Origin of the sequence: Bradyrhizobium algeriense, assembly GCF_003062295.1 — a bacterium.
In the GTDB taxonomy this organism is placed as follows: domain Bacteria; phylum Pseudomonadota; class Alphaproteobacteria; order Rhizobiales; family Xanthobacteraceae; genus Bradyrhizobium; species Bradyrhizobium algeriense.
In genome coordinates this window covers 111,406-130,204 of record NZ_PYCN01000001.1, presented here as the reverse complement: position 1 = coordinate 130,204, position 18,799 = coordinate 111,406, and the positions used below count along the sequence as shown (strand labels likewise).

The window sequence follows — 18,799 nt, the reverse complement described above, 5'->3', positions numbered from 1 at the left end:
GGCGGTGACAGCGCACTTCATTCGCAGGCGAGCCCGCGAAGGCGTGACGTGTCAATTGTCAATTGAGTGCACGGCCATCGTAATTTCCATCAGCCGGCTGACGCCGCGTCACCTTGTCTCGGTTGGATTTGGCAAAAATCGACTTGGTCTGAAGGGATGGCCCGTATCCTGCTTTGACAGGTTCGCGCTGACCTGATCCATTTCCATCATCGAGAGTGACCAGGCATTTGCCACCAGTGAGAGAGCCGATCCCATGAAAGAGCGGGAACTTCGAGACCTGATTGCAGACGTCAAGACCGGCCGGTTGTCGCGGCGAGCCTTTGTCCAGCGAATGATTGCCGTGGGCCTTTCGGCGCCGATGGCCGGGATGATGCTGAGCCAGTCCGGAGTCGCGATGGCTGCGACCGCGCTTCCCTACAAGCCGACCAAGGCCGGCGGCGGCGGCGTGCTGAAACTGATGTACTGGCAGGCCATCACCCTGCTCAATCCCCATTTCGCCGTCGGCACCAAGGATCAGGAAGGCTGCCGGATATTTTACGAGCCGCTGGCGGGATGGGATGGCGACGGCAATCTGGTTCCGATCCTCGCCGCCGAGATCCCGAGCAAGGAGAATGACGGCTTGGCCGAGGACGGCCGCTCGGTGGTCTGGAAGCTGAAACGCGGCGTCAAATGGCATGACGGCATGCCGTTCACGGCCGACGATGTCGTCTTCAACTGGGAGTATGCCAAGACGCCGGAGACCGCGGCGGTCTCGATCGCCAGCTACAAGGACATCACGGTCGAGAAGGTCGACGACTTCACCGTCCGCCTCACTTTTTCCAGGCCGACGCCGTTCTGGGCCGATGCCTTTGTCGGCAACTACGGCGCGATCGTCCCAAAACATCTGTTCAAGGATTACGTCGGCGCCAAGTCGCGCGAGGCGCCGCACAATCTGAAGCCGGTCGGCACCGGCCCTTATCTGTTCGTTGATTTCAAGCCGGGCGACATGCTCCGCGCAAAAATCAATCCCACCTATCACGTCGCCAACCGGCCGCACTTCGATGAGGTGGAGGTCAAAGGCGGCGGCGACGCCGTGTCGGCGGCGCGCGCGGTGCTGCAGACCGGAGAGTACGACTATGCCTGGAACATGCTGGTCGAAGAGGAGATCCTGCAGAAGCTGGAAGCCGCCGGAAAGGGCAGGGTCAATATCACGACGTCAGGCAACGTCGAATTCATGTCGCTCAACTCGACCGATCCCTCAGTCGAGGTCGACGGCGAGCGCGCCAGCATAAAAACCAAACATCCGCTGTTCAGCGATCCGGCCGTGCGCCAGGCCATCAATCTCCTGATCGATCGCGCCTCGATCGAGAAGTTCATCTATGGCCGCACGGCGCGGGCCACTGCGAACTTCCTCAACAACCCGGAACGCTTCCGGTCGAAAAACACCAAGTTCGAATTCAACATCGAGAAGGCCAACCAGATCCTCGAGGCCGCCGGTTGGAAAAAGGGCGGCGACGGCATTCGCGCCAAGGACGGCAAGGCGCTGAAGTTCGTATTCCAGACCTCGATCAATGCGCCCAGGCAGAAGACCCAGGCCATCATCAAGCAGGCGTGCCAGAAGGCGGGCATCGACGTCGAGCTGAAGTCGGTGGTGGGATCGGTGTTCTTCTCCTCCGACACCGCCAATCCCGACACCTACCCGCATTTCTATTGCGACGCGCAGATGTACAACACGACAATGCCGCAGGCCGATCCGCAGCTCTTCATGAACCAGTATGTGTCGTGGCAGGTGGCGAACAAGGAAAACAAGTGGCAGGGGCGCAATGTCTCGCGCTGGCAAAGCAAGGAATACGACGAGATCTACAAGCAGGCCGAACAGGAGCTCGACGCCGTGAAGCGCGCGGCGCTGTTTATCAAGCTCAACGACCTCGTCGTGACAGACAACTACATCCAGCCCATCGTCTCGCGGACCCGGGTCGCGGCGCTCGGCAACAAGCTGACCGCGCATATCTCGGGTTGGGACAACGATCTGTGGCAGCTCGCGAGCTGGTACCGGGACGCGTGAGAGCGGGGTTTCCCGCGACAAGGAAGCCCGCGAGCGACGCGGGCTTCTTTCGTTTGGCGACGGATCGGTGGCAACGGTTACAATTCCCGCGCCCTCGATGACTTCGTGCGGCCGGCGGTGGAAGAAGCCGACGCGAGACGCACGGCGGCTTGTTTCCCGCGCTTGCGCGACGGTCCCTTTGCGGCCAGCAGGACAGCGCGCGCATTGGTCTTTCGGAAGGCCGAGACTGCATGCCGAGCCGCCGAAACCGCCGCAACGCGCAGTTTCCTGGTGGCCGCGTTCTTTTTGTCTTCGGCGTCGTCGGGCACCGCCTTGCGCAACAGCGCGCTGGCGGAAGGCGTCAGGTCGACATTCACGGCGGCGATCTGGTCCTGCCGCGACAGGCCGCCGACGCCCTCGCACGGCGCTTTCTGCGGCAGATCGGTCGGCATGTGGACGGTATTCTCTTCGTCGGTCCACGCTTCGGCCTTGTGGCCGGTGATGATCTTGACGTAAGCGCGCGTTTCCTTTGGGAGTGTGCTGCGGCGTGAGAGCCACTTCTCAATCCGGCCGCCGCCCGCATTGTAGGCAGCCGCCGCAAGCCCGAGATTTCCGAACTGGTTATGAAGCTTGCGAAGAAATCTTGCTGCCACAGGGATCGCCTGCAGCGGATCGAACGGGTCTCTCAATCCCATTTCGACGGCCGTTTGCGGCATGAATTGCGCAATGCCCCGCGCGCCTGCCGAGCTGACCTCCCCGGCGCGAAACCTGCTTTCCTGCCAGAGCAGGCGCGCGAAGAATCCGATCGGGATATCGTGTTCCTCCGCGGCGGCCTTGACCGCTTCGCAGATCGGATTCGGTGGCGCGGACTCGTCGTAGAACGATGCGGCTGCATGAGCGGCGGCATCCGCTGCTACAGCTTTCTCGTATGGCGCAGCGACGACGTTTGTTGAGTCCGACGCCTGCGAATACTCGACCGACGCGGCCGAAATTCCAGCGTGGGAATTCGGTGTCGTGGCCGGTTCCGATTGCGCTTCGGCGACGACGAAAGAGGGTTCCATCCAGACTGACCTGACGTCGGAACTTTCAAAATCCACTGCGATCACGAACACAGCAATCACGGCGGCGAAAAGATATCGCATCAAACTTCCATCCATGGGTGTGAAGGCCGGCCGGATAGAAGTCGGATGTGGACATTTCGCGGATGAACTGCGGCAGCGCTGTGTTTTCTGACCCGTAGTACTACCGAACAGGGTTCCCGCGTTCCGAGTTCAATGCAGAGTCAGTACGCGCGACAACGCGGCTTCGCGCTGCCGAATTTGAATTTGACGCTGACGGACGCGGTCAGGCGCCCAGTGTAAAAGCTTCGTGCACGGACGATTGCACTGAGCCGCCCGTCACGGCGCCTCCGCCCGCAACGTAGATCGCATCGCCAATGGTGGTGGCGCCCACCGCGTGCCTCGGCGTCGTCATCGGCGCATGAGACTGCCAGCTGTTCGTCTGGGGATCGTAACTCTCCATCTGCCCGAACACGGTGCCTTGCGAAATCTGACCTCTATCCTGCACGCCGTATTCGCCGCCCATTGCGAAGAAGCGGTCGCGGTAGACAACGAGGCCGTGGCCGGAACGCGCCGTGGGCAGCGGCGCGCGCTCTTTCCATGTGTCGAGCGAGGGCAGGTAAACATGGTGAAGATCGGTGTTGTATTCAAATGTGTTGAAGCGCCCGCCGATGATATGGATCATGCCGTTATGGGCGACGGCTCCGACATGGTCGCGCGCCGCAGGCAGCGCCTTTCGGATTTCCCACTTGTCGGTTTGCGGATCGTAGACCTCGTGCCAACCGACGCTGGCGCGCTCGTTGGTGGGAGCGCCGGCGCCGCCGATCAGATGTATCTTTCCGTCAAGCGCGACGGCTGCGGCGGCACCGCGCGAACGCGAGAGCGGCGCGATGGCCGTCCACTTGTCGGCAGCCACATCATAGGCAAACGCATTCGGATCCGGATTGCGATTCTGTTCGATGAAGCCGCCAAGCGCGTAGACCCGGCCGGCATCCGCCACGACAGCGACATGGTTGGCGCCGCGCGGCAATGGCGCGGCGTTGAACCATCGGTCGTCCCTCGGATCGTAGACATGATGATAGGCGCGGTCGACGCGTCCTTCGCCATAGCCGCCGACAATATGCATGCGTCCCGCCCAGGCGGTGGCCCAGGCCATTTCACTTCGCGGCAGCGGCAACGCCGCCTTGGGAGCCCAGTGTCCCTGCGGGCCCTTCGGCGCCGGGCTTTCGACTTTCCGCTGCGCCACCTGCTCGGTCGTGAGGTGATGCGGCGTGCCGCCCTGCAGCCGGGCGAACAGGTCGGACGCTGGCGTTGCTTCAGGCAGCGCTGCGCCCGGCTGCGTGCCATGGCCCGAATGCTGGGCTAGCGCCGGCGTGCAGCAGACGGCCGCGCCGGCAGCGGCGGCAACGAAGGCTCTCCTGTTCAGACGCGGCAGATTGGATGTTGGAGACATGAGAGCTCCCGGAGCTGGAGTGGCTGGATCATCAAAAGTCGTAACAAAGGTGAATGTGGTCAAGACGACAACGGGGAACTGCCGTGGCAATGCACTCAATTGCAGGTGATGGCAGTACGACCGTTAGCGGGGGAGGTGTATTCCATTTCGCCGAGCAGGTACGGCATGAATTCCCAATTTTGCCGCTAACCAGCGACAGTACTGTTGAGACGATTTTACACGAACGGGGCACGAAGATCGTGGAAGAACCAACCGCTTTGCGCGCGCGCCGCATGACGCGCGAAGAACTCCATCGTATCGTTTGGGAAAGGCCGATGAGTCGTCTTGCCGAGGAGTTTGGCATCAGTGGAAACGGTTTAGCTAAGGTATGCGACAGGCTAGATGTGCCTTATCCTCCTCGCGGTTACTGGGCCAAGAAGGAAGCTGGCAAACCCGTCGTTGCGTTTAAGCTTCCGCCTCGGAAAGTTGGAATTCCGGAGACGGCAGACATTCACCCTTCTTTGCCCAAGCTGGCGCCATTACCGAAGGCGGCACAAGCAGCCGCCGAAGCTGTACAGCAGGTCGCGGATATCGTCGTACCAAATGATCTCGGCGCGCTGCACCCACGCGTCCAGGCTTGGATTAATGATCATGCGAAGAAACAAAAGGAGCGAGATCAAGAAAACAAGCGCCGTCGCCACGACCGGTGGTGGACCCCTCCGGTAATCCGCGATTTGACGGAGCGTGATCTCTATCGTTTCAGAGTTACGAGCGCGATATTTTTTGGGGTTGAGCGGGCAGGCGGCAAGATTGAGAAGTCGCCTATTGTCGGCAAGATTACGTTTTCGATCGATGGGCACAACGTCGAGTGCTCTATCGTCGAGAAAATGGTTAAATCTCTGAAACAGCGAGACGAACAACGAAACTGGACTGCCTACCCAGACCATCACCAGTCGGGCCTCGAGTCTTCGGGCTGTTTGCGAGTAAGTATCACTACTTATTTGGCTGGACGGCAGCCACAATGGATCGAAACCGATAAGACCAAGATCGGTAAATTGCTGCCTGACATTGTAGGCGCGATTATCGCGGCCGGGCCCATTCTTGAGCAGGCTAAACGCGAGCGCGAAGAACAGCAGCAACGTTATCGCGAAGAAGAAGTGCGCCGTTACGAGGCGCGACGCCTCAGGGAAATCGAAGAAAAGCGGTGGAGTCGATTCCGCGAGTTTTCCTCGAACTGGGATGAGCGAGCAAAGCTTTTGCGGTTTCTCACCGAAATCGAAGCGCGCCTAGTTGCCGAAGGCGATGTTATTGTTGAAGGTCGTCTATTGAGTGATTGGGTCAGTTGGGCAACAGTTAGGGCGGAGGCGCTAGACCCTTTAAAGGCGGGAGCCGCATCTATGTTCGCGGCTATTTCTAAGGTCACTCAGTGGCCGTAAGCTATAAATCCGGTCACATGCGAATCCAACTGTTCGCGGATTTGGACCATTTGGTGCCCCTGGCCGGAATCGAACCAGCACTCCTTGCGGAACTCGATTTTGAGTCGAGCGCGTCTACCAGTTCCGCCACAGGGGCCTTCGGTCGCGGGCCGGAGGGCCGGTGCGGCGAAGCGGGCGGAATATAGCGGGCGGCCTGCGCGGGTCAACCCGCGCGGATGTGATTGTGGCGTCTCTCGACACCCGGGCGGCGAGGGGATACGACGCTGTTGCCTGTTTGAGCATGGATTGTGCTCCGGAGAACGTCCGTGACATCAGATGCAGCCGCCCATTCGTCGCCTGCGCGCCTGTCCGCCGATCCCGCGCTGGTCGCGGCGCTGGCGATTGCGTTCATTGCGGCGGATACGCTGGCGGGCGCGTGGTTCTTCCAACTGGTCCTGGACATCCGCCCCTGTCCGCTCTGCCTCGAACAGCGCTACGCCTATTATCTGGCGGTCCCGCTCGGCCTTGTGGTGGCGTTTGGGGCCTACCGGGGGGCGCCGAGGCCGGTGCTGCTGGCGGGCCTCGCCATTCTTGCGCTCGCCGCCCTCGCCAATGCCGGGCTCGGCGCCTACCACGCCGGCGTCGAGTGGCAATTCTGGCAGGGCCCGACCGATTGCTCCGGCCCCCTCGCCGATCTCGGCAGCGCCGGCACGCTGCTGCAGCGGCTGGACACCGTCAAAGTGATCCGCTGCGACGAGGTGCAGTGGCGCTTCCTCGGCCTCTCGCTCGCCGGCTACAACGTGCTGATCTCGCTGTTGATGGCGGCGATCGCCGCGTGGGGCATGGTGTCGGCGAAACGGGCAGGGTGGGCAAAGGCGCGTTAGCGCCGTGCCCACCATCCATCACCGATCGCGCCTCTTGATGGTGAGCACACTGTCGCTTTGCCCACCCTCTACGACTTCACTTGTCGGGCAAATCACCAAAAGTCTGTCCAGCCCTTCGCGTAAAAATATTCTGCTTTCGTTCTCGCGCAAATCAACGGCATAACTCCGCCCGTCTCACCCATAGAGGGGCGCTCGCGATCGTCACGGACGTGCGGTGAGATGCGATGGACGCAAAGCGCGCGCAGGCGAGCGGGCGCGAAGCGTACGGCGAAGTCGTGTGGTTCGGGCGCCGCGGTGCTGGCGTTAAGTCCGGGAGAGGCGACGCGTCTCTCGTGGCGACGGAGGCAAAAGAGCCGTTCTCCGGGAAGAGCACGAAGTAAGCCGTAAAGCCATTGCGCAGGGAAGGCCGGAGTGTTTCCGCTGCCCTGTATGCTCGTGTGCAGTTTTGTTTGCGCAAATCGCACGCGAGACCGCGGGTGCAGCAAGCATCCGGTCTTCCCTGCGCCCTCTGAACAAGAGGGCGGGAAGTTTTCCAGTAAACCTCGGGCGATCAGCGCCGCGAGAACGCGAAGTCGTATCCGTGTAGGATGGGTAGAGCGAAGCGAAACCCATCGCCTGTGAACGCCGGCATTGATGGGTTTCGCTTCGCTCTACCCATCCTACGAAATCCAATGATGGCTAGCTCAATCGTCCACATCCTCCTGCGGACGTCCGAACAGATGCACGATGCCGGGCGTCGTGATCGATACGAACACGAAGCGCGACAGATGATGGGCGCCGACGAAAATCGGATCGATATGCAGCGTGAGCGCCAGCGCCAGCATGGCGTCCATCGCGCCCGGCGCGAACGCCACCACGACGTCGGCGAAACGCACATGGGTGGAGAGCACGATCACCGTGACGAAGATCGCGGAGATGGCAATGGCGACCGCAAACGAGCCCAGCCCGGCATTGATGTGGCTGACGAGCGTCGACTTGCTGATCCGCGAAAACCGCGTGCCGATCACAGCGCCGATGCCGACCAGCGCCACGTTGCGCATCCATGGCGGCAGGCCGCCTTCGATCAAGTCAGTGCCGTGCAGCACGGCGGAGGCGATCATCGCGCCGAACATCCAGCTCGCCGGAAATTTGGCCAGCCGCAGCAGCAGCGCGACGGCTATGGCAGCGGCCGCCAGCACGGCGAGTTCGAGCGGCGAGGCGATCAGGCTGGCGACTTCCGCCGGCGCCGAGGCCGCAATCCCGGTAAACGCCAGCAGCAGCGGCAGCGCCGCGGTCAGGATGATCACGCGCATGGTCTGCACCACCGCGATCGCGGCGACATCGGCGCCCTTCTCGGCGGCGAGCATGGTGATCTGCGACAGCGCGCCGGGGCTTCCGGCCAGAAATGCCGAGGTCTGGTCCCAGCCGTGGATGCGCTGCAGATAGAAGCTCGAGCCGAAGGTCGAGCAGAATGTCGCCAGCGCCAGCAGGCCGATGGTCAAGGGATAGGCACTCATGTGCTGGATCAGTTGCCGCGACACCAGCGAGCCCAGCGTGATGCCGAGCAGCACCAGCACGGTCTGCGTCAGGATCGGCGGCATGGTAACCGGCCGCCCTGACAGCGCGGCGATGCCGACGGCGACCATCGCGCCGGAAATCAGCCCGCCCGGCAGGTTAAGCCACAGAAACAGCAGGCCGCCGCCGGCGCCGATGACGAGCGTTTCGAGCGTGCCGAGAATTTTGGCACGGTCGGCAACAGCGGAGGACATCGAGGCGGGGATCAGGCTCACGCCGCCTTATGGCAAATCCGCATGCGAGGGACAAATGCGCCACGCGATTGCAGCAATGCGCAGGCGGCGCCGGCGGTGGCCTGCCGGCGTCATAAAAATGCTGATGGTCCCGATACGGCCCTCGCGCAGGAGGGCGGGGCGGTTACTTCGCCTTTTCGGCGGCGGCCTTCTTGCACGCGGAGCGGAATTTCTTGCGTTCCTTGCCGTGAAGCCCCTTGGCGTCGGCTTCCTTCGAACATTCGAGCGAGGCGGCGGTGCGCGGTTTCTCGGCCTTCTTTTCCGCCGGCGCCTTGGTTTCGGTCTTGGTCGTTTCAGTCTTGGTGGTTTCAGTCTTGGCCGGCGCCGTGGTTTGCGCGAAGGCGGAGCCCATAAGCAGAAGGGACACGGCGGTTGCGGTGGCGAGGGAGGATATTTTCGTCATGGGGCACCTCGGATTGAAACAAGGACGCAACCGTTGCGTTGCCATGCTGAACCACAGGTGAATGGAGTTGAACTGGCTGACACAAAATTTTTTACCGGAGGGGCGCTCTGCGCGTTGTCGCAAGCTGTGGTTGCGCTAGGATGGCAGGCGCAGATGACTTCCCCAAGGAGACCAGGATGACTATTCAAGCAAAAATACTGGGCGCGATTGCGATGTCGGGTTTGGCTGCGTTTGCGATGACGTCGCAGGCGAACGCTCTGACCGCGCAGGAATGCAGCGCCAAATACCAGGCTGCCAAAACCGCCGGCACGCTCGGCGGCCAGAAGTGGAACGACTTCCGGAAAGCCCAATGCGGCGCCGACGCGGCGCCGGCTGCCGCCGCCGCTCCGGCGGCTGCACCCGCTGCGGCTCCGGCTGCCGCACCCAAGGAAGCCAAGAAGGAAGCCAAGGAGGCTGCGAAGGAAGCCGCGGCGCCTGCTGCTCCGTCAGGCCCCGCGGTCTATCCGAGCGCCGTCGATCCCAAATATTCCAAGGAGACCGCCGGCAAAGCCCGCATGCACACCTGCGTGGATCAGTACAACGCCAACAAGGCCACCAACGCCAATGGCGGTCTGAAGTGGATTCAGAAGGGCGGCGGCTACTACAGCGAATGCTCCAAGAAGCTGAAGGGCGCGGCCTAAGCAGCAACCCACAAGGGCGCGGCCGGATGTTTCGGCCGCGCCTACACCCCGCGGAGCAATGTTTCGGCCGACTTCGCCACCAGTTGCGCGCGCTTGCGCGGGCCCCGTTCGAGAAACAGCAGGCTCTGGCCGAACACGAAACAATAGAACAGGAACGCCTGCGCGTCGGCTTCCTCAGCCGCCAGGCCGGTGGCGCGATAGAGATACCCGACATTCTTCAGCCGCGCCGCATCGACGCTGGCCACCGCGTTGGCGGCAAGCTCGTCCGAGCGGGCCCATTGCCGGATCGCGAGCTCGACCGCCATGCCTTCGGTATTCATCCGCTCGGAGTAAAGCGCGATCAGCGCCTTCAGCCGCTCGCGTGCGGTGGCGCCGTCGAGGCTGGTCTGTTTTTCGATCGCGGCGATGCGGCCCTCGCGCCAGTTTTGCAGCATGGCCTCCAGCAGGGCGGCGCGGTCGCGGAAGCGGCGGTAGAAGCCGCCCTTGGTGACACCGAGGTGTTTTGCCAGCACCTCCACCCGCACCCCTCCGACGCCGGACCTGGCGATTTCCTCAAAGCCGGCCTCGACCCAGCTCTCGCTGCGCACCTCGCCGGTCCGCCCGTCTGCCTTGGGGTCGCTCTTGGTGTCGCTCATCGTCCGGCCTCACCGAGTATTGATACGGTGCCGTATTGCTAACCCGCCGACGCTATGATACGCTACCGTATCAGAATGAGAAAGGCGGGAGCGAACGATGGAGACGGACGCGACCTATCGCGGCACGGTCTATCCCTGGCAATGCGATCATGTCGGGCACATGAACATCATGTGGTATGTCGGCAAATTCGACGAGGCGAACTGGAATCTGTTCGCAAGGCTGGGGCTGACACCGTCATACTTGCGCGAATCCGGCCGCGGCATGGCCGCCGTCCAGCAAACCGTCACCTACAAGCGCGAGCTGCTGGCTGGCTATATCGTCGAGGACAGGAGCCGGTTGCTGGAAATCCGCGACAAGTCGGTTCGCTTCATGCACGAGATGCGCAACGCCGAAACCGGCGAGATCGCCGCGGTCTGCGAATTCGTCGGCGTCCACATGGACCGGCAGGCGCGGAAGTCGACGCCGTTCGCGCCCGCGATCCGCGACGCCGCGATGAGGCATCTCGAGCCGGCGATGGCGTGAACCGCATGTCGCGCTTCCAGCCGAAGAACCCGGATTATCGCGCAATCGCGATCCATACGTTCAACCAGCAGCGCGCGATGCAGACGCTCGGCATTTCGATCGCGCGGCTGGAGCCGGGCGAGGTCGACCTCGCGATGGACTATTCAGCCGACCTCACCCAGCAGCACGGCTTCGTCCACGCCGGGATCATCACCGCAGGTCTCGACAATGCCTGCGGCATCGCTGCCTTCACGCTGATGCCGGCGGCAACGGGAATTCTCACCGTGGAATTCAAGACCAACCTGCTGGCGCCCGCGCGCGGCGAACGCTTCGCCTTCCGTGCCACGGTGGTAAAACCCGGCCGCACGCTGACGGTGTGCGAGGCCCGCGCCTATGCAACGCATGAAGGGGTCGAGACCCTGATCGCGACCATGAGCGGCACGCTAATGGCGCTGGCGGCCCGCGAGGATGCCCCGCAGGAAAGGACGCACGCACCGGCCTGACCCTGCTGCAGTGCATACTTATGCTATCGGCATAGCAGGACGTGAAAAATCCTTCTATGGTCCGGCCGTGCAACTGAGTCTTTCAACTTGATCATCACTGCCGCGCAAGGCGTGCTGGGACTGGCGTCGGGGATGCTGGTCGGGTTCTCGCTCGGCCTGGTCGGCGGCGGCGGCTCGATCCTGGCGGTGCCGCTCATGGTCTATGTGGTCGGCGTGGCGGAGCCTCACGTCGCGATCGGCACCAGCGCGATCGCAGTGGCCGCGAACGCCGCGATCAACCTGTCCAACCATGCGCGCGGCGGCACCGTGATCTGGTCCTGCGCGCTGATCTTCGCCGCCGCAGGCATGGCCGGCGCCTTCGGCGGCTCGATCCTCGGCAAGATGGTCGACGGCCAGAAGCTGCTGGCGCTGTTTGCGCTGGTGATGATGGTGATCGCGCTGTTGATGCTGAAGACGCGTTCGCGGATCGGCCTGCCTGATGTCAAGGTCTCGATGTCGAACATGCCGGCCATCGTCGGTCTTGGTCTGGCGACCGGGACGATATCGGGATTCTTCGGTATCGGCGGCGGCTTCCTGATCGTGCCGGCCCTGATGCTGGCCACCGGCATGCCGATCATGAACGCGGTCTCCTCCTCGCTGGTCGCTGTCACTGCGTTCGGCCTGACCACGGCCGCCAGCTATGCCTGGTCGGGCCTGATTTCGTGGGCACTGGCGGGACTGTTCGTGGCGGGCGGCATCGCCGGTGGATTGGCCGGCACGCGTTCGGCACGGCACCTCGCCGAGCGCCGCGGCGCGCTCAATATCGTGTTCGCCGTGGTCATTATTGCGGTGGCGCTCTATATGCTGGCGCGTAACATATCCCCATCTCCGGCGTAGACAGGGGATGCAGCCCTTCGCGAGACTCACATGAAGCGATCGAACAATCCGGCCGGGACCAACCCGGGATGCACGCGGCGTAAGGCGCTCGGCCTGCTTGGCGGCGGCGCCGCGCTGCTCGGCGCCGGCGCGGCGTCGCGATCGGCGTTCGCGCAAGCCAGCGACGACGTCCTGACCGAGGCGCTGGTGCTGCGCGACCCTGATGTACCTTCCACCGGCAATCCCGACGGCGACATCAACATCGTCGAATGGTTCGACTACAACTGCCCGTATTGCCGCAAGATCGCGCCCGAGATCCAGCAGGTGATGCAGGACGACGGCAAGGTTCGCCTGGTGCTGAAAGACTGGCCGATCCTCGGCGAGGTCTCGAAATTCGGGGCGCGGATGGCGCTCGCGGCGAAGTATCAGGGCAAGTACATGGCCGCGCATGAGGCGATGATCGGCGTCAGCTCGAAACTGACCGAACCGCGCATCCGCGAATTGCTGGCCGGCGCCGGCGTCGACATGGATCGCCTCAACCAAGATGCGACGTCCAACGCCAAGGCGATCGACACCATCCTCGCCCGCAACCACGATCAGGCGGTGGCGTTCGGATTCAAGGGCACGCCATCTTTCATCGTCGGCAAGTTCCGCGTGCCGGGAATCCTGACCATGGCGCAATTCGAGATGGTGATCGCCGACGCGCGCAAGGCGAAGAAGAGCAACTAGAGCGCACCAAAACGCCGTCGTCTGAGACGACGGCGTTTGAATGTGGTGATGATCTCGCGGGAAATTATCGCGACGAGATCTTGACCCAATCCTCATGGGCACGCGCTTTCAGCGCCTTCCAGTCCTCTGCTGCGACATCCCAGTTGACGAGGGTGCGGTTGGCCTGCGCGACCTGGCCGCTGGCGACGCTCGATGTCCGCATGGAATCGTAGACATAGACGCCGAGAACCAGCAACAGCGCACCCAAAATCATCCCGACAAACGTCCGCATGGCAATTCCTCCGTTGCGGCTGATAACGCAGTGCCCGGAGGAAGGTTCCGCGGCCTACGGACCGTTCACCCATTGCAGGATTTCCGCGTTCATCTCGCGCGGATAGGCATGGCTGAGATCGTCGAGCTCGCGGTAGGTGACGTTGGCGCCGGCTGCCGACAGCGCCTGGCTGGTCTGCCGCGCCACCTGCACCGGAAACATCCAGTCGAGCCTGCCATGCACGATATGAATCGGCAGGCCGCGCAGCCTGTCGGCATCGGCCATTTCCGCCAGCTTCGGATGAAATGTCGCCGACACCGGCGCGAGGTGGGTGAAGGGCGAAGCACCGTCGAAGCCCGTCACATAGCAGAATGTGCCGCCGTCGCTCATGCCGGTCAGCAGCATCCTGCCCGGATCGACATTCCAGCGCGCGCGGACGGATTCCAGGATGCGCATGAGGTTCGGCGTATCGGTGTCGTCGCCCATCAATGCCCAGGTACTGCCGGTTGCGGTCGGTGCGACCAGGATCGCGCCGCGACTGCGGGCGTCGCGCAGCCAGCTCCACAGGAAGCCGCGGCCGTTGCCGCTGCCGCCGTGCAGCGCCATCACCAGCGGCCATGCGCGGTCGGGCGTGTAATATTCGGGCACGTAGAGCGAGAAGCCGCCGCGGCTGTCGGGCTCGTTATGATTGTGGAAGACGCCGGTGTTTGGGCTGGCCGGCGCCGCCAGCCGCGCTTCAAGCTCGGCGTCGTCGCGTAGCGCGGGATCGACAAAGAACTGGTTCACCGGCGGCAGTTTCGCCGACAGCGCATAGAGCGCCTCCTGCGCGCGCGGGGCGTAACGCAGCGCACGAAACAGGCTGACGAAATCGCCCTGGCCGTTTTGCACGACGCGCAAGGCCGCGAAAGCGGCCAGCGCCGCATCGCTGGCCGTCTCCAGCGGGGTCTTGATGTCTGCAAATTCCGCCGGCCATTGCGCGAGTCGCGGCCGAATGGCGCGCAGGGCTTCGTCCGGTTGCCCAACGCGCTCCATCACGCGGTCGAAATCCGGCGGATTGAGGTAGCGCGCGATGAACCCCAGGGCTTCAAGCGAGTGCAACAGCGGCGGCAGCACGGCCACGATGTCGTCCACCACGGCCTCACTCATCGGGCGTACTCTGCTTTCAATGGTGGCTTGGTTCTTGGTTCAATTCAATGAAGCCTTAGCCTAATGAAGCCTTAGCTTAATGCAGCCTTAGCTTAGTGAAGCCTTGGCGCCTTCAACAGCCTGGCGCGGTCGGTCGAGCTCAGCACCACGTCGAAGGTGACGCCCTCATGATAGACGGTGAGCGGCACGTCGACGCCGGCAGCGCCGAGCGACCAGAGCTTGCGGTAGAAGCCGGTCTGGCTGGTGATCTTGTCGCCGTTGACCGCGAGGATGACGTCGCCCGTCTTCAATTCGGCGCGCGCTGCCGGTCCCTTGCTGGCGATGCCGACCACCACGACGCGGTTGTCGATCTCTGTGGTGTACATGCCGAGCCACGGCCGCGACGGCTTGTTGACGCGGCCGAATTTCCTGATGTCGTCGAGCACGGGCTTCAAGAGGTCGATCGGGACGATCATGTTGACGTGCTCGGCCTTGCCCTCGCGCTCGCGTTCGAGCTGCAGCGAGCCGATGCCGATCAGTTCGCCGCGGTTCGAGATCAGCCCGGTGCCGCCCCAATTCGGATGCGCGGGATGGGTGAAGATCGCTTCATCCAGCAAATATTCCCAATAGCCGGCGAATTCCTGCTTGGCCGCGATCTGGCTTGCGACCGAGCGCGTGCGCCCGCCGGCACCGCCGACCACCACGCGGTCACCGACCTGGGTGGTGGCGGAAGAACCGAGCGGCAGCGGTTCGAGATCGAGGTCGCCGAGCGCCTGCACCAGGCCGAAGCCGGATTCGAAATCGAAGCCGAGCGCGTGGCCTTCCACGACGCGGCCGTCGCCGCGATGCAGCCACACTGCTTCAGCCTCGGTGATGAGATAGCCGATCGTCAGCACCAGCCCGTTATCGATCACGACGCCATTGCCGGCACGTTCGGTGCCGAGCGTCTCCGCGCTGTGGGCATCGGACGGGATGATCGAATGCAGCCCGACAACCGACGACAGGGCTTTGTCGAGGTCGAAAGCGTAGTCGCTCGCGCGCGGCTGGTTTGCGGGCGGCACTCTCCACTCGGTCAAAGTGGCCATGGGTGGTCTCCTGGCGAACCGGCGCGCTTTCGGCAGGACGAAAGCGCCGGGAATTCGTGACAATCTATGCTGCAAACGGCCGTCTTGAAAGTGTCCCCCAAAATGGGCCGCCATGCGACTCATAAGAGGCCATATTTATAAATGTTCCACGTCCATTGAAGGTTAGCCCGCCTTGGCCCGTTCGCGCGACGGGATGATCCGGAAATCGCGATTTTGCTTCAGCCAGCCCGCGCGTTCGTCGCGCAGCAGCGTCCGGCGAACCTTGCCGGAATCGTCGCGCAGGCCGACGGTAACGGCCTCAAAACTTTCCGGGTGCTTGTAGCGGCTGAGTCGGTCGGCCAGGAACGCGGCCATGCCGTCGGCAACCGCCTGCGCATCGGCGCTCGGGTCGAGTTCGAGGATGGCGTGCACGCGCTGCCCGAATTCCGGATCGGGGAGGCCTACAGCGACGCAGGAACGCACCTCGGGATGTTCCGTCACCGCGGCCTCGACTTCCGCCGGATAGATGTTCGCGCCGCCGCGCAAAATCATGTCGGCGAGGCGGTCGCCGAGATAGAGATAGCCTTCCGCATCCAGCCTTCCGATGTCGCCGAGCGATTCCCAGCCGTCGGCGCGGCGCTTCGGCTCGGCGCCGAGATAGTGATAGGTCGAGCCGGCGCCGTCATTGGGCAGGAAATAGATCTCGCCGGTTTCGCCGGTGGCGACCTCGTTGCCGTCTTCGCCGATGATGCGCAGGCGCGCGGTCTCGCCGATTTTGCCGACCGAGCCGCGGTGTTCGAGCCATTCGACACCCGATATGATCGTGGCGCCCTGTGCTTCGGTGCCGCCATAGAGTTCGTAGATGCGCTCGGGCCCCAACCACTCGATCCATTTTTCCTTCAGCCATGGCGGCATCGGCGCGGCCATGTGAAACACGATCTGCAGGCTGGACAAGTCGTAGCGGTTGCGCACCTCGTCGGGCAGTGCCCAGATCCGGTGCATCATGGTGGGCACGAAATTGACCCACTGTACCCGGCTGGCCTCGATCAGGCGCAAGCATTCCTCGGCGTCGAACTTGACGAGGCCGGTGACGCGTCCGCCGTTGAACAGCGCGGTGTGCGAAACGATGAAGGGGGCGTTGTGGTAGAGCGGGCCGGGGTTGAGCAGGGAAGCGCCGGGTGGCATGCCGAGCGCCGCCGGTCCGGCGGTTTCGACCACGGCGGGTTTGTGATCGAGGATCACTTTCGGCCGACCGGTCGAGCCGCCGCTGGTCATCGCCTTCCAGTAGCGCGCCACCGGATTGCTGATTGGCTCGTCGGAAAAGCCGTCCGGCACGAAATCGGCCGGCAGTGAATTGGGCGCGTTCCAGTCGGGCTGGCCGCCGACCACCAGCGATGGCTTGAGGATGTCGAGCACGGCTGCGGCCTCGCCGCGCGGCAATCGCCAAGTCAGCGACGTCGGCGTCGCGCCACATTTCCACACTGCAAAAGTGGTCTCGAAAAACACATTGCTGTTGGGCAACCCGATGGCGACGAAATCGCCGGGCTTGACACCTTTAGCGGCAAAAGCACGTGCGCGCCGGTTGGCGTTGCGCTCGAGCTGCTCCCAGGTGATGGCATCGTCAGCGTGGCTGACCGCGATGGTGTCCTTCGGTTTCCGTTCGGCATACCAGCGCGGCACGTCGGCGATGGGAATGAGCATGGGGGCGTTTCCGTTGGGGCGTTGTTGCCGCTCTTGTGGTTGTGACGAGGCGGGCGCCTCAAAAGTATCGTGACAGAATTAGGTGGCTGAGTGAAGGGAGACCGGAGCACGTGTGCCGGGTCGGAACGCATTTGCCCGGACACTGTTACCGGCTTGAATCAGCGCAGTGGCGCCATGTTCGACCGCAACGGATCGGCGCGCTGCGAGGCAGACCGCGAAAAAAAAAGGCCCCGCTTCGGCGGGGCCTTCCTACGCGGGCGTTGGGCGTCTACGCGTTCGGCTTACCAGTCGGAAACGACAATGTTGCCGTAGGGTGCGTAGTCGTAAGGTACCGGCGCGCCAAACGCGGGGGCCGGCACATAGGCCCGACGGCTCACCACGACGGTGCGTGGCCGCACAATCGGCGGTGCCGCGACAACCGGCCCCGGCGCGACGTAAACGCTGCCCGGAGCCACCGCCACGGGATACGGATCGGCTACGGGATAGGGGTCGGCATATGAATCGACATAGATTGCCTGTGCCGATGCACCGGTGACGCCGAAGGCCAACAAACCGGCGATCGCCAGGCCGGCCGTCGAGCAAATGCGCGATCTCGTTGTCATGTTCCGCAAACTCCTTCACTGCTTGTTACGGCTTGCAACCGAACTACCGAACCCGCACCGCGCGCGGTCGTTCCCGGCGCTCACGAGGTTTTTGACCGCAAGTTCCACCACCGCGGTAGCTCCGCAGTTTACGGACCGGCCAGGATATCGGTATCCAGCGGGCTGTCGCGAGAAGCAAACCATTCGGCGCGAAGCGCTGCATGGCGGCGAGCGCGATCGTTGATCGGCAGCTTCAACCCCTCGAGCAGGCCCTCAACCTCGCAGCACGCGGGGATGCGAGAGACCTCCCCATCGATGCCGGGCATCGTCTCGCATAGCGGGTCCAGCGCGGTGAGCCCCCGGGGAAAAAGGTCGCGATAAATCGGGCGGTCGTGAAGGCCGGGTACAATCCGGAAACCTGCGTTGAGGGCCAGCTCCTGCAAGCAACCGCAAAGAACCTGGGCGGTAGATGATCGTTGCGGCGAAATCCGGTTGCGCACGACCACCCAATCGATGAGGGCGCCATCGACCGGCCGGCGATGGCGACGCGTCTCGCGCACCAGGTCTCCGTAATGGCTGATCCCGGTGACCGTCAACGTCACCGGATCGAGCGTCGCCAGCACGTCGAGGTCGACAAAACTGTCGCTGAGCGGCGTCACCAGAGTGTCGGCGATCGAATGGGCGAGCCGCATCAGATAGCTGTCATGCGGAGGCGTATCGATCACGACGAAGTCATGGCGGTCCTGTGCTGCGGCGATGGCTCGCTGGAAATCGGAGCATTCGGCGGCCTCGTTTTCCGCCACGATGGCACCGTCAACGCGTGCGATGCAGAAATGCGTCGGCAACTCCAGATCGACGTGGTTCCGCCGCGCCCAGCCGTGCCGGCTCTCGACATAATGGGTGAGGGTCCGCTGCCGGCTGTCGAGGTCGACGGTTGCGACGCGCTGGCCGGCCTTCAGCAGCGCAACGGCGAGGTGCATCGCGATGGTGGTTTTGCCCGAGCCGCCCTTCTCATTACCGACCACGACGACATGCGGCGGAGGGCACAATTGATGTGCGGGCGCGGTAAGCACGGCTGCGCCATAACCGTCGGTTGTTCAAGCCTGCTCAGGAGGCACGCGATCCGCAAGGCGGCGGCAGTCCCTGCAGGCCAAGGGATTGAACAACTGCGC

Annotated in this window: 19 protein-coding genes and 1 tRNA gene; 8 read left to right on the top strand and 12 right to left on the bottom strand. The window is 63.3% G+C overall.

Translation table 11 applies throughout. The features are described 5' to 3' along the window. The first annotated feature begins 253 nt into the window (after positions 1 to 253). Complete coding sequence (locus C7G61_RS00640; RefSeq protein WP_108512150.1) at positions 254 to 2,044, top strand: peptide ABC transporter substrate-binding protein; 1,791 nt, start codon at positions 254 to 256, stop codon at positions 2,042 to 2,044. Between the two features lie 77 nt (positions 2,045 to 2,121). Here the strand turns inward: C7G61_RS00640 and C7G61_RS00635 are convergent, their stop codons facing one another. After that, a complete protein-coding gene (locus C7G61_RS00635) occupies positions 2,122 to 3,165 on the bottom strand; it encodes a lytic transglycosylase domain-containing protein (RefSeq protein WP_244608082.1) in 1,044 nt (347 codons plus the stop codon). Between the two features lie 202 nt (positions 3,166 to 3,367). Further along, positions 3,368 to 4,534, bottom strand: a complete 1,167-nt coding sequence (locus tag C7G61_RS00630) for a Kelch repeat-containing protein (RefSeq protein ID WP_244608081.1) — start codon at positions 4,532 to 4,534, stop codon at positions 3,368 to 3,370. Positions 4,535 to 4,623: 89 nt separating this feature from the next. On the opposite strand from C7G61_RS00630, the gene C7G61_RS00625 reads away from it, so the two are divergent. Continuing rightward, complete coding sequence (locus C7G61_RS00625) at positions 4,624 to 5,949, top strand: hypothetical protein (protein WP_244608117.1); 1,326 nt, start codon at positions 4,624 to 4,626, stop codon at positions 5,947 to 5,949. Positions 5,950 to 6,000: 51 nt separating this feature from the next. Here the strand turns inward: C7G61_RS00625 and C7G61_RS00620 are convergent. After that, positions 6,001 to 6,085, bottom strand: a tRNA-Leu gene (locus C7G61_RS00620). 169 nt (positions 6,086 to 6,254) lie between these two features. Between C7G61_RS00620 and C7G61_RS00615 the strand changes: the two genes are divergently transcribed. Next, positions 6,255 to 6,812, top strand: a complete 558-nt coding sequence (locus C7G61_RS00615; RefSeq protein ID WP_108512149.1) for a disulfide bond formation protein B — start codon at positions 6,255 to 6,257, stop codon at positions 6,810 to 6,812. 683 nt (positions 6,813 to 7,495) lie between these two features. Here C7G61_RS00615 and C7G61_RS00610 read toward each other — a convergent pair. Both C7G61_RS00610 and C7G61_RS00605 read right to left on the bottom strand, forming a co-directional pair. Continuing rightward, positions 7,496 to 8,581: an AbrB family transcriptional regulator gene (locus C7G61_RS00610; RefSeq protein ID WP_420836723.1), complete on the bottom strand. Its 1,086-nt coding sequence runs from the start codon at positions 8,579 to 8,581 to the stop codon at positions 7,496 to 7,498. 142 nt (positions 8,582 to 8,723) lie between these two features. Next, the gene (locus tag C7G61_RS00605; protein WP_108512148.1) at positions 8,724 to 9,002 is read right to left on the bottom strand and encodes a PsiF family protein; all 279 of its coding nucleotides are present in this window, start codon (positions 9,000 to 9,002) and stop codon (positions 8,724 to 8,726) included. Between the two features lie 176 nt (positions 9,003 to 9,178). Between C7G61_RS00605 and C7G61_RS00600 the strand changes: the two genes are divergently transcribed. Then, entirely contained in the window at positions 9,179 to 9,682 is a 504-nt protein-coding gene (locus C7G61_RS00600) for a hypothetical protein (RefSeq protein WP_108512147.1), read from the top strand. A 41-nt stretch (positions 9,683 to 9,723) separates the two neighbouring features. Here C7G61_RS00600 and C7G61_RS00595 read toward each other — a convergent pair whose 3' ends face one another. Next, entirely contained in the window at positions 9,724 to 10,317 is a 594-nt protein-coding gene (locus tag C7G61_RS00595) for a TetR/AcrR family transcriptional regulator (protein WP_108512146.1), read from the bottom strand. Positions 10,318 to 10,414: 97 nt separating this feature from the next. Between C7G61_RS00595 and C7G61_RS00590 the strand changes: the two genes are divergently transcribed. The 4 genes from C7G61_RS00590 (at position 10,415) to C7G61_RS00575 (ending at position 12,906) form a co-directional block, all read left to right on the top strand. Beyond that, positions 10,415 to 10,840 (top strand): acyl-CoA thioesterase, encoded by a 426-nt coding sequence (locus tag C7G61_RS00590; protein WP_108512145.1) that lies wholly within the window; start codon positions 10,415 to 10,417, stop codon positions 10,838 to 10,840. A gap of 5 nt (positions 10,841 to 10,845) precedes the next feature. Further along, positions 10,846 to 11,322 carry a PaaI family thioesterase gene (locus C7G61_RS00585; protein WP_108512761.1) on the top strand — a complete coding sequence of 159 codons (477 nt, stop codon included), beginning with the start codon at positions 10,846 to 10,848 and terminating at the stop codon, positions 11,320 to 11,322. 90 nt (positions 11,323 to 11,412) lie between these two features. Beyond that, positions 11,413 to 12,198: a sulfite exporter TauE/SafE family protein gene (locus C7G61_RS00580; RefSeq protein ID WP_108512760.1), complete on the top strand. Its 786-nt coding sequence runs from the start codon at positions 11,413 to 11,415 to the stop codon at positions 12,196 to 12,198. A 30-nt stretch (positions 12,199 to 12,228) separates the two neighbouring features. Continuing rightward, positions 12,229 to 12,906, top strand: coding sequence for a DsbA family protein (locus tag C7G61_RS00575; protein ID WP_108512144.1), 678 nt, complete (start codon positions 12,229 to 12,231; stop codon positions 12,904 to 12,906). Positions 12,907 to 12,970: 64 nt separating this feature from the next. Here the strand turns inward: C7G61_RS00575 and C7G61_RS00570 are convergent, their stop codons facing one another. The 6 genes from C7G61_RS00570 to C7G61_RS00545 all read right to left on the bottom strand — a co-directional run bounded on the left by C7G61_RS00570 (position 12,971) and on the right by C7G61_RS00545 (position 18,700). Further along, positions 12,971 to 13,177, bottom strand: coding sequence for a hypothetical protein (locus tag C7G61_RS00570; RefSeq protein ID WP_108512143.1), 207 nt, complete (start codon positions 13,175 to 13,177; stop codon positions 12,971 to 12,973). 54 nt (positions 13,178 to 13,231) lie between these two features. Beyond that, positions 13,232 to 14,302 carry a carboxylesterase family protein gene (locus C7G61_RS00565; protein ID WP_108512142.1) on the bottom strand — a complete coding sequence of 357 codons (1,071 nt, stop codon included), beginning with the start codon at positions 14,300 to 14,302 and terminating at the stop codon, positions 13,232 to 13,234. Between the two features lie 92 nt (positions 14,303 to 14,394). After that, positions 14,395 to 15,366 (bottom strand): S1C family serine protease, encoded by a 972-nt coding sequence (locus tag C7G61_RS00560; RefSeq protein WP_108512141.1) that lies wholly within the window; start codon positions 15,364 to 15,366, stop codon positions 14,395 to 14,397. Positions 15,367 to 15,528: 162 nt separating this feature from the next. After that, positions 15,529 to 17,046, bottom strand: a complete 1,518-nt coding sequence (locus C7G61_RS00555) for an AMP-binding protein (RefSeq protein WP_108512140.1) — start codon at positions 17,044 to 17,046, stop codon at positions 15,529 to 15,531. 281 nt (positions 17,047 to 17,327) lie between these two features. Then, the gene (locus C7G61_RS00550) at positions 17,328 to 17,648 is read right to left on the bottom strand and encodes a hypothetical protein (protein ID WP_108512139.1); all 321 of its coding nucleotides are present in this window, start codon (positions 17,646 to 17,648) and stop codon (positions 17,328 to 17,330) included. A gap of 128 nt (positions 17,649 to 17,776) precedes the next feature. Next, positions 17,777 to 18,700: a division plane positioning ATPase MipZ gene (locus C7G61_RS00545; RefSeq protein WP_108512138.1), complete on the bottom strand. Its 924-nt coding sequence runs from the start codon at positions 18,698 to 18,700 to the stop codon at positions 17,777 to 17,779. Positions 18,701 to 18,799: the final 99 nt, after the last annotated feature.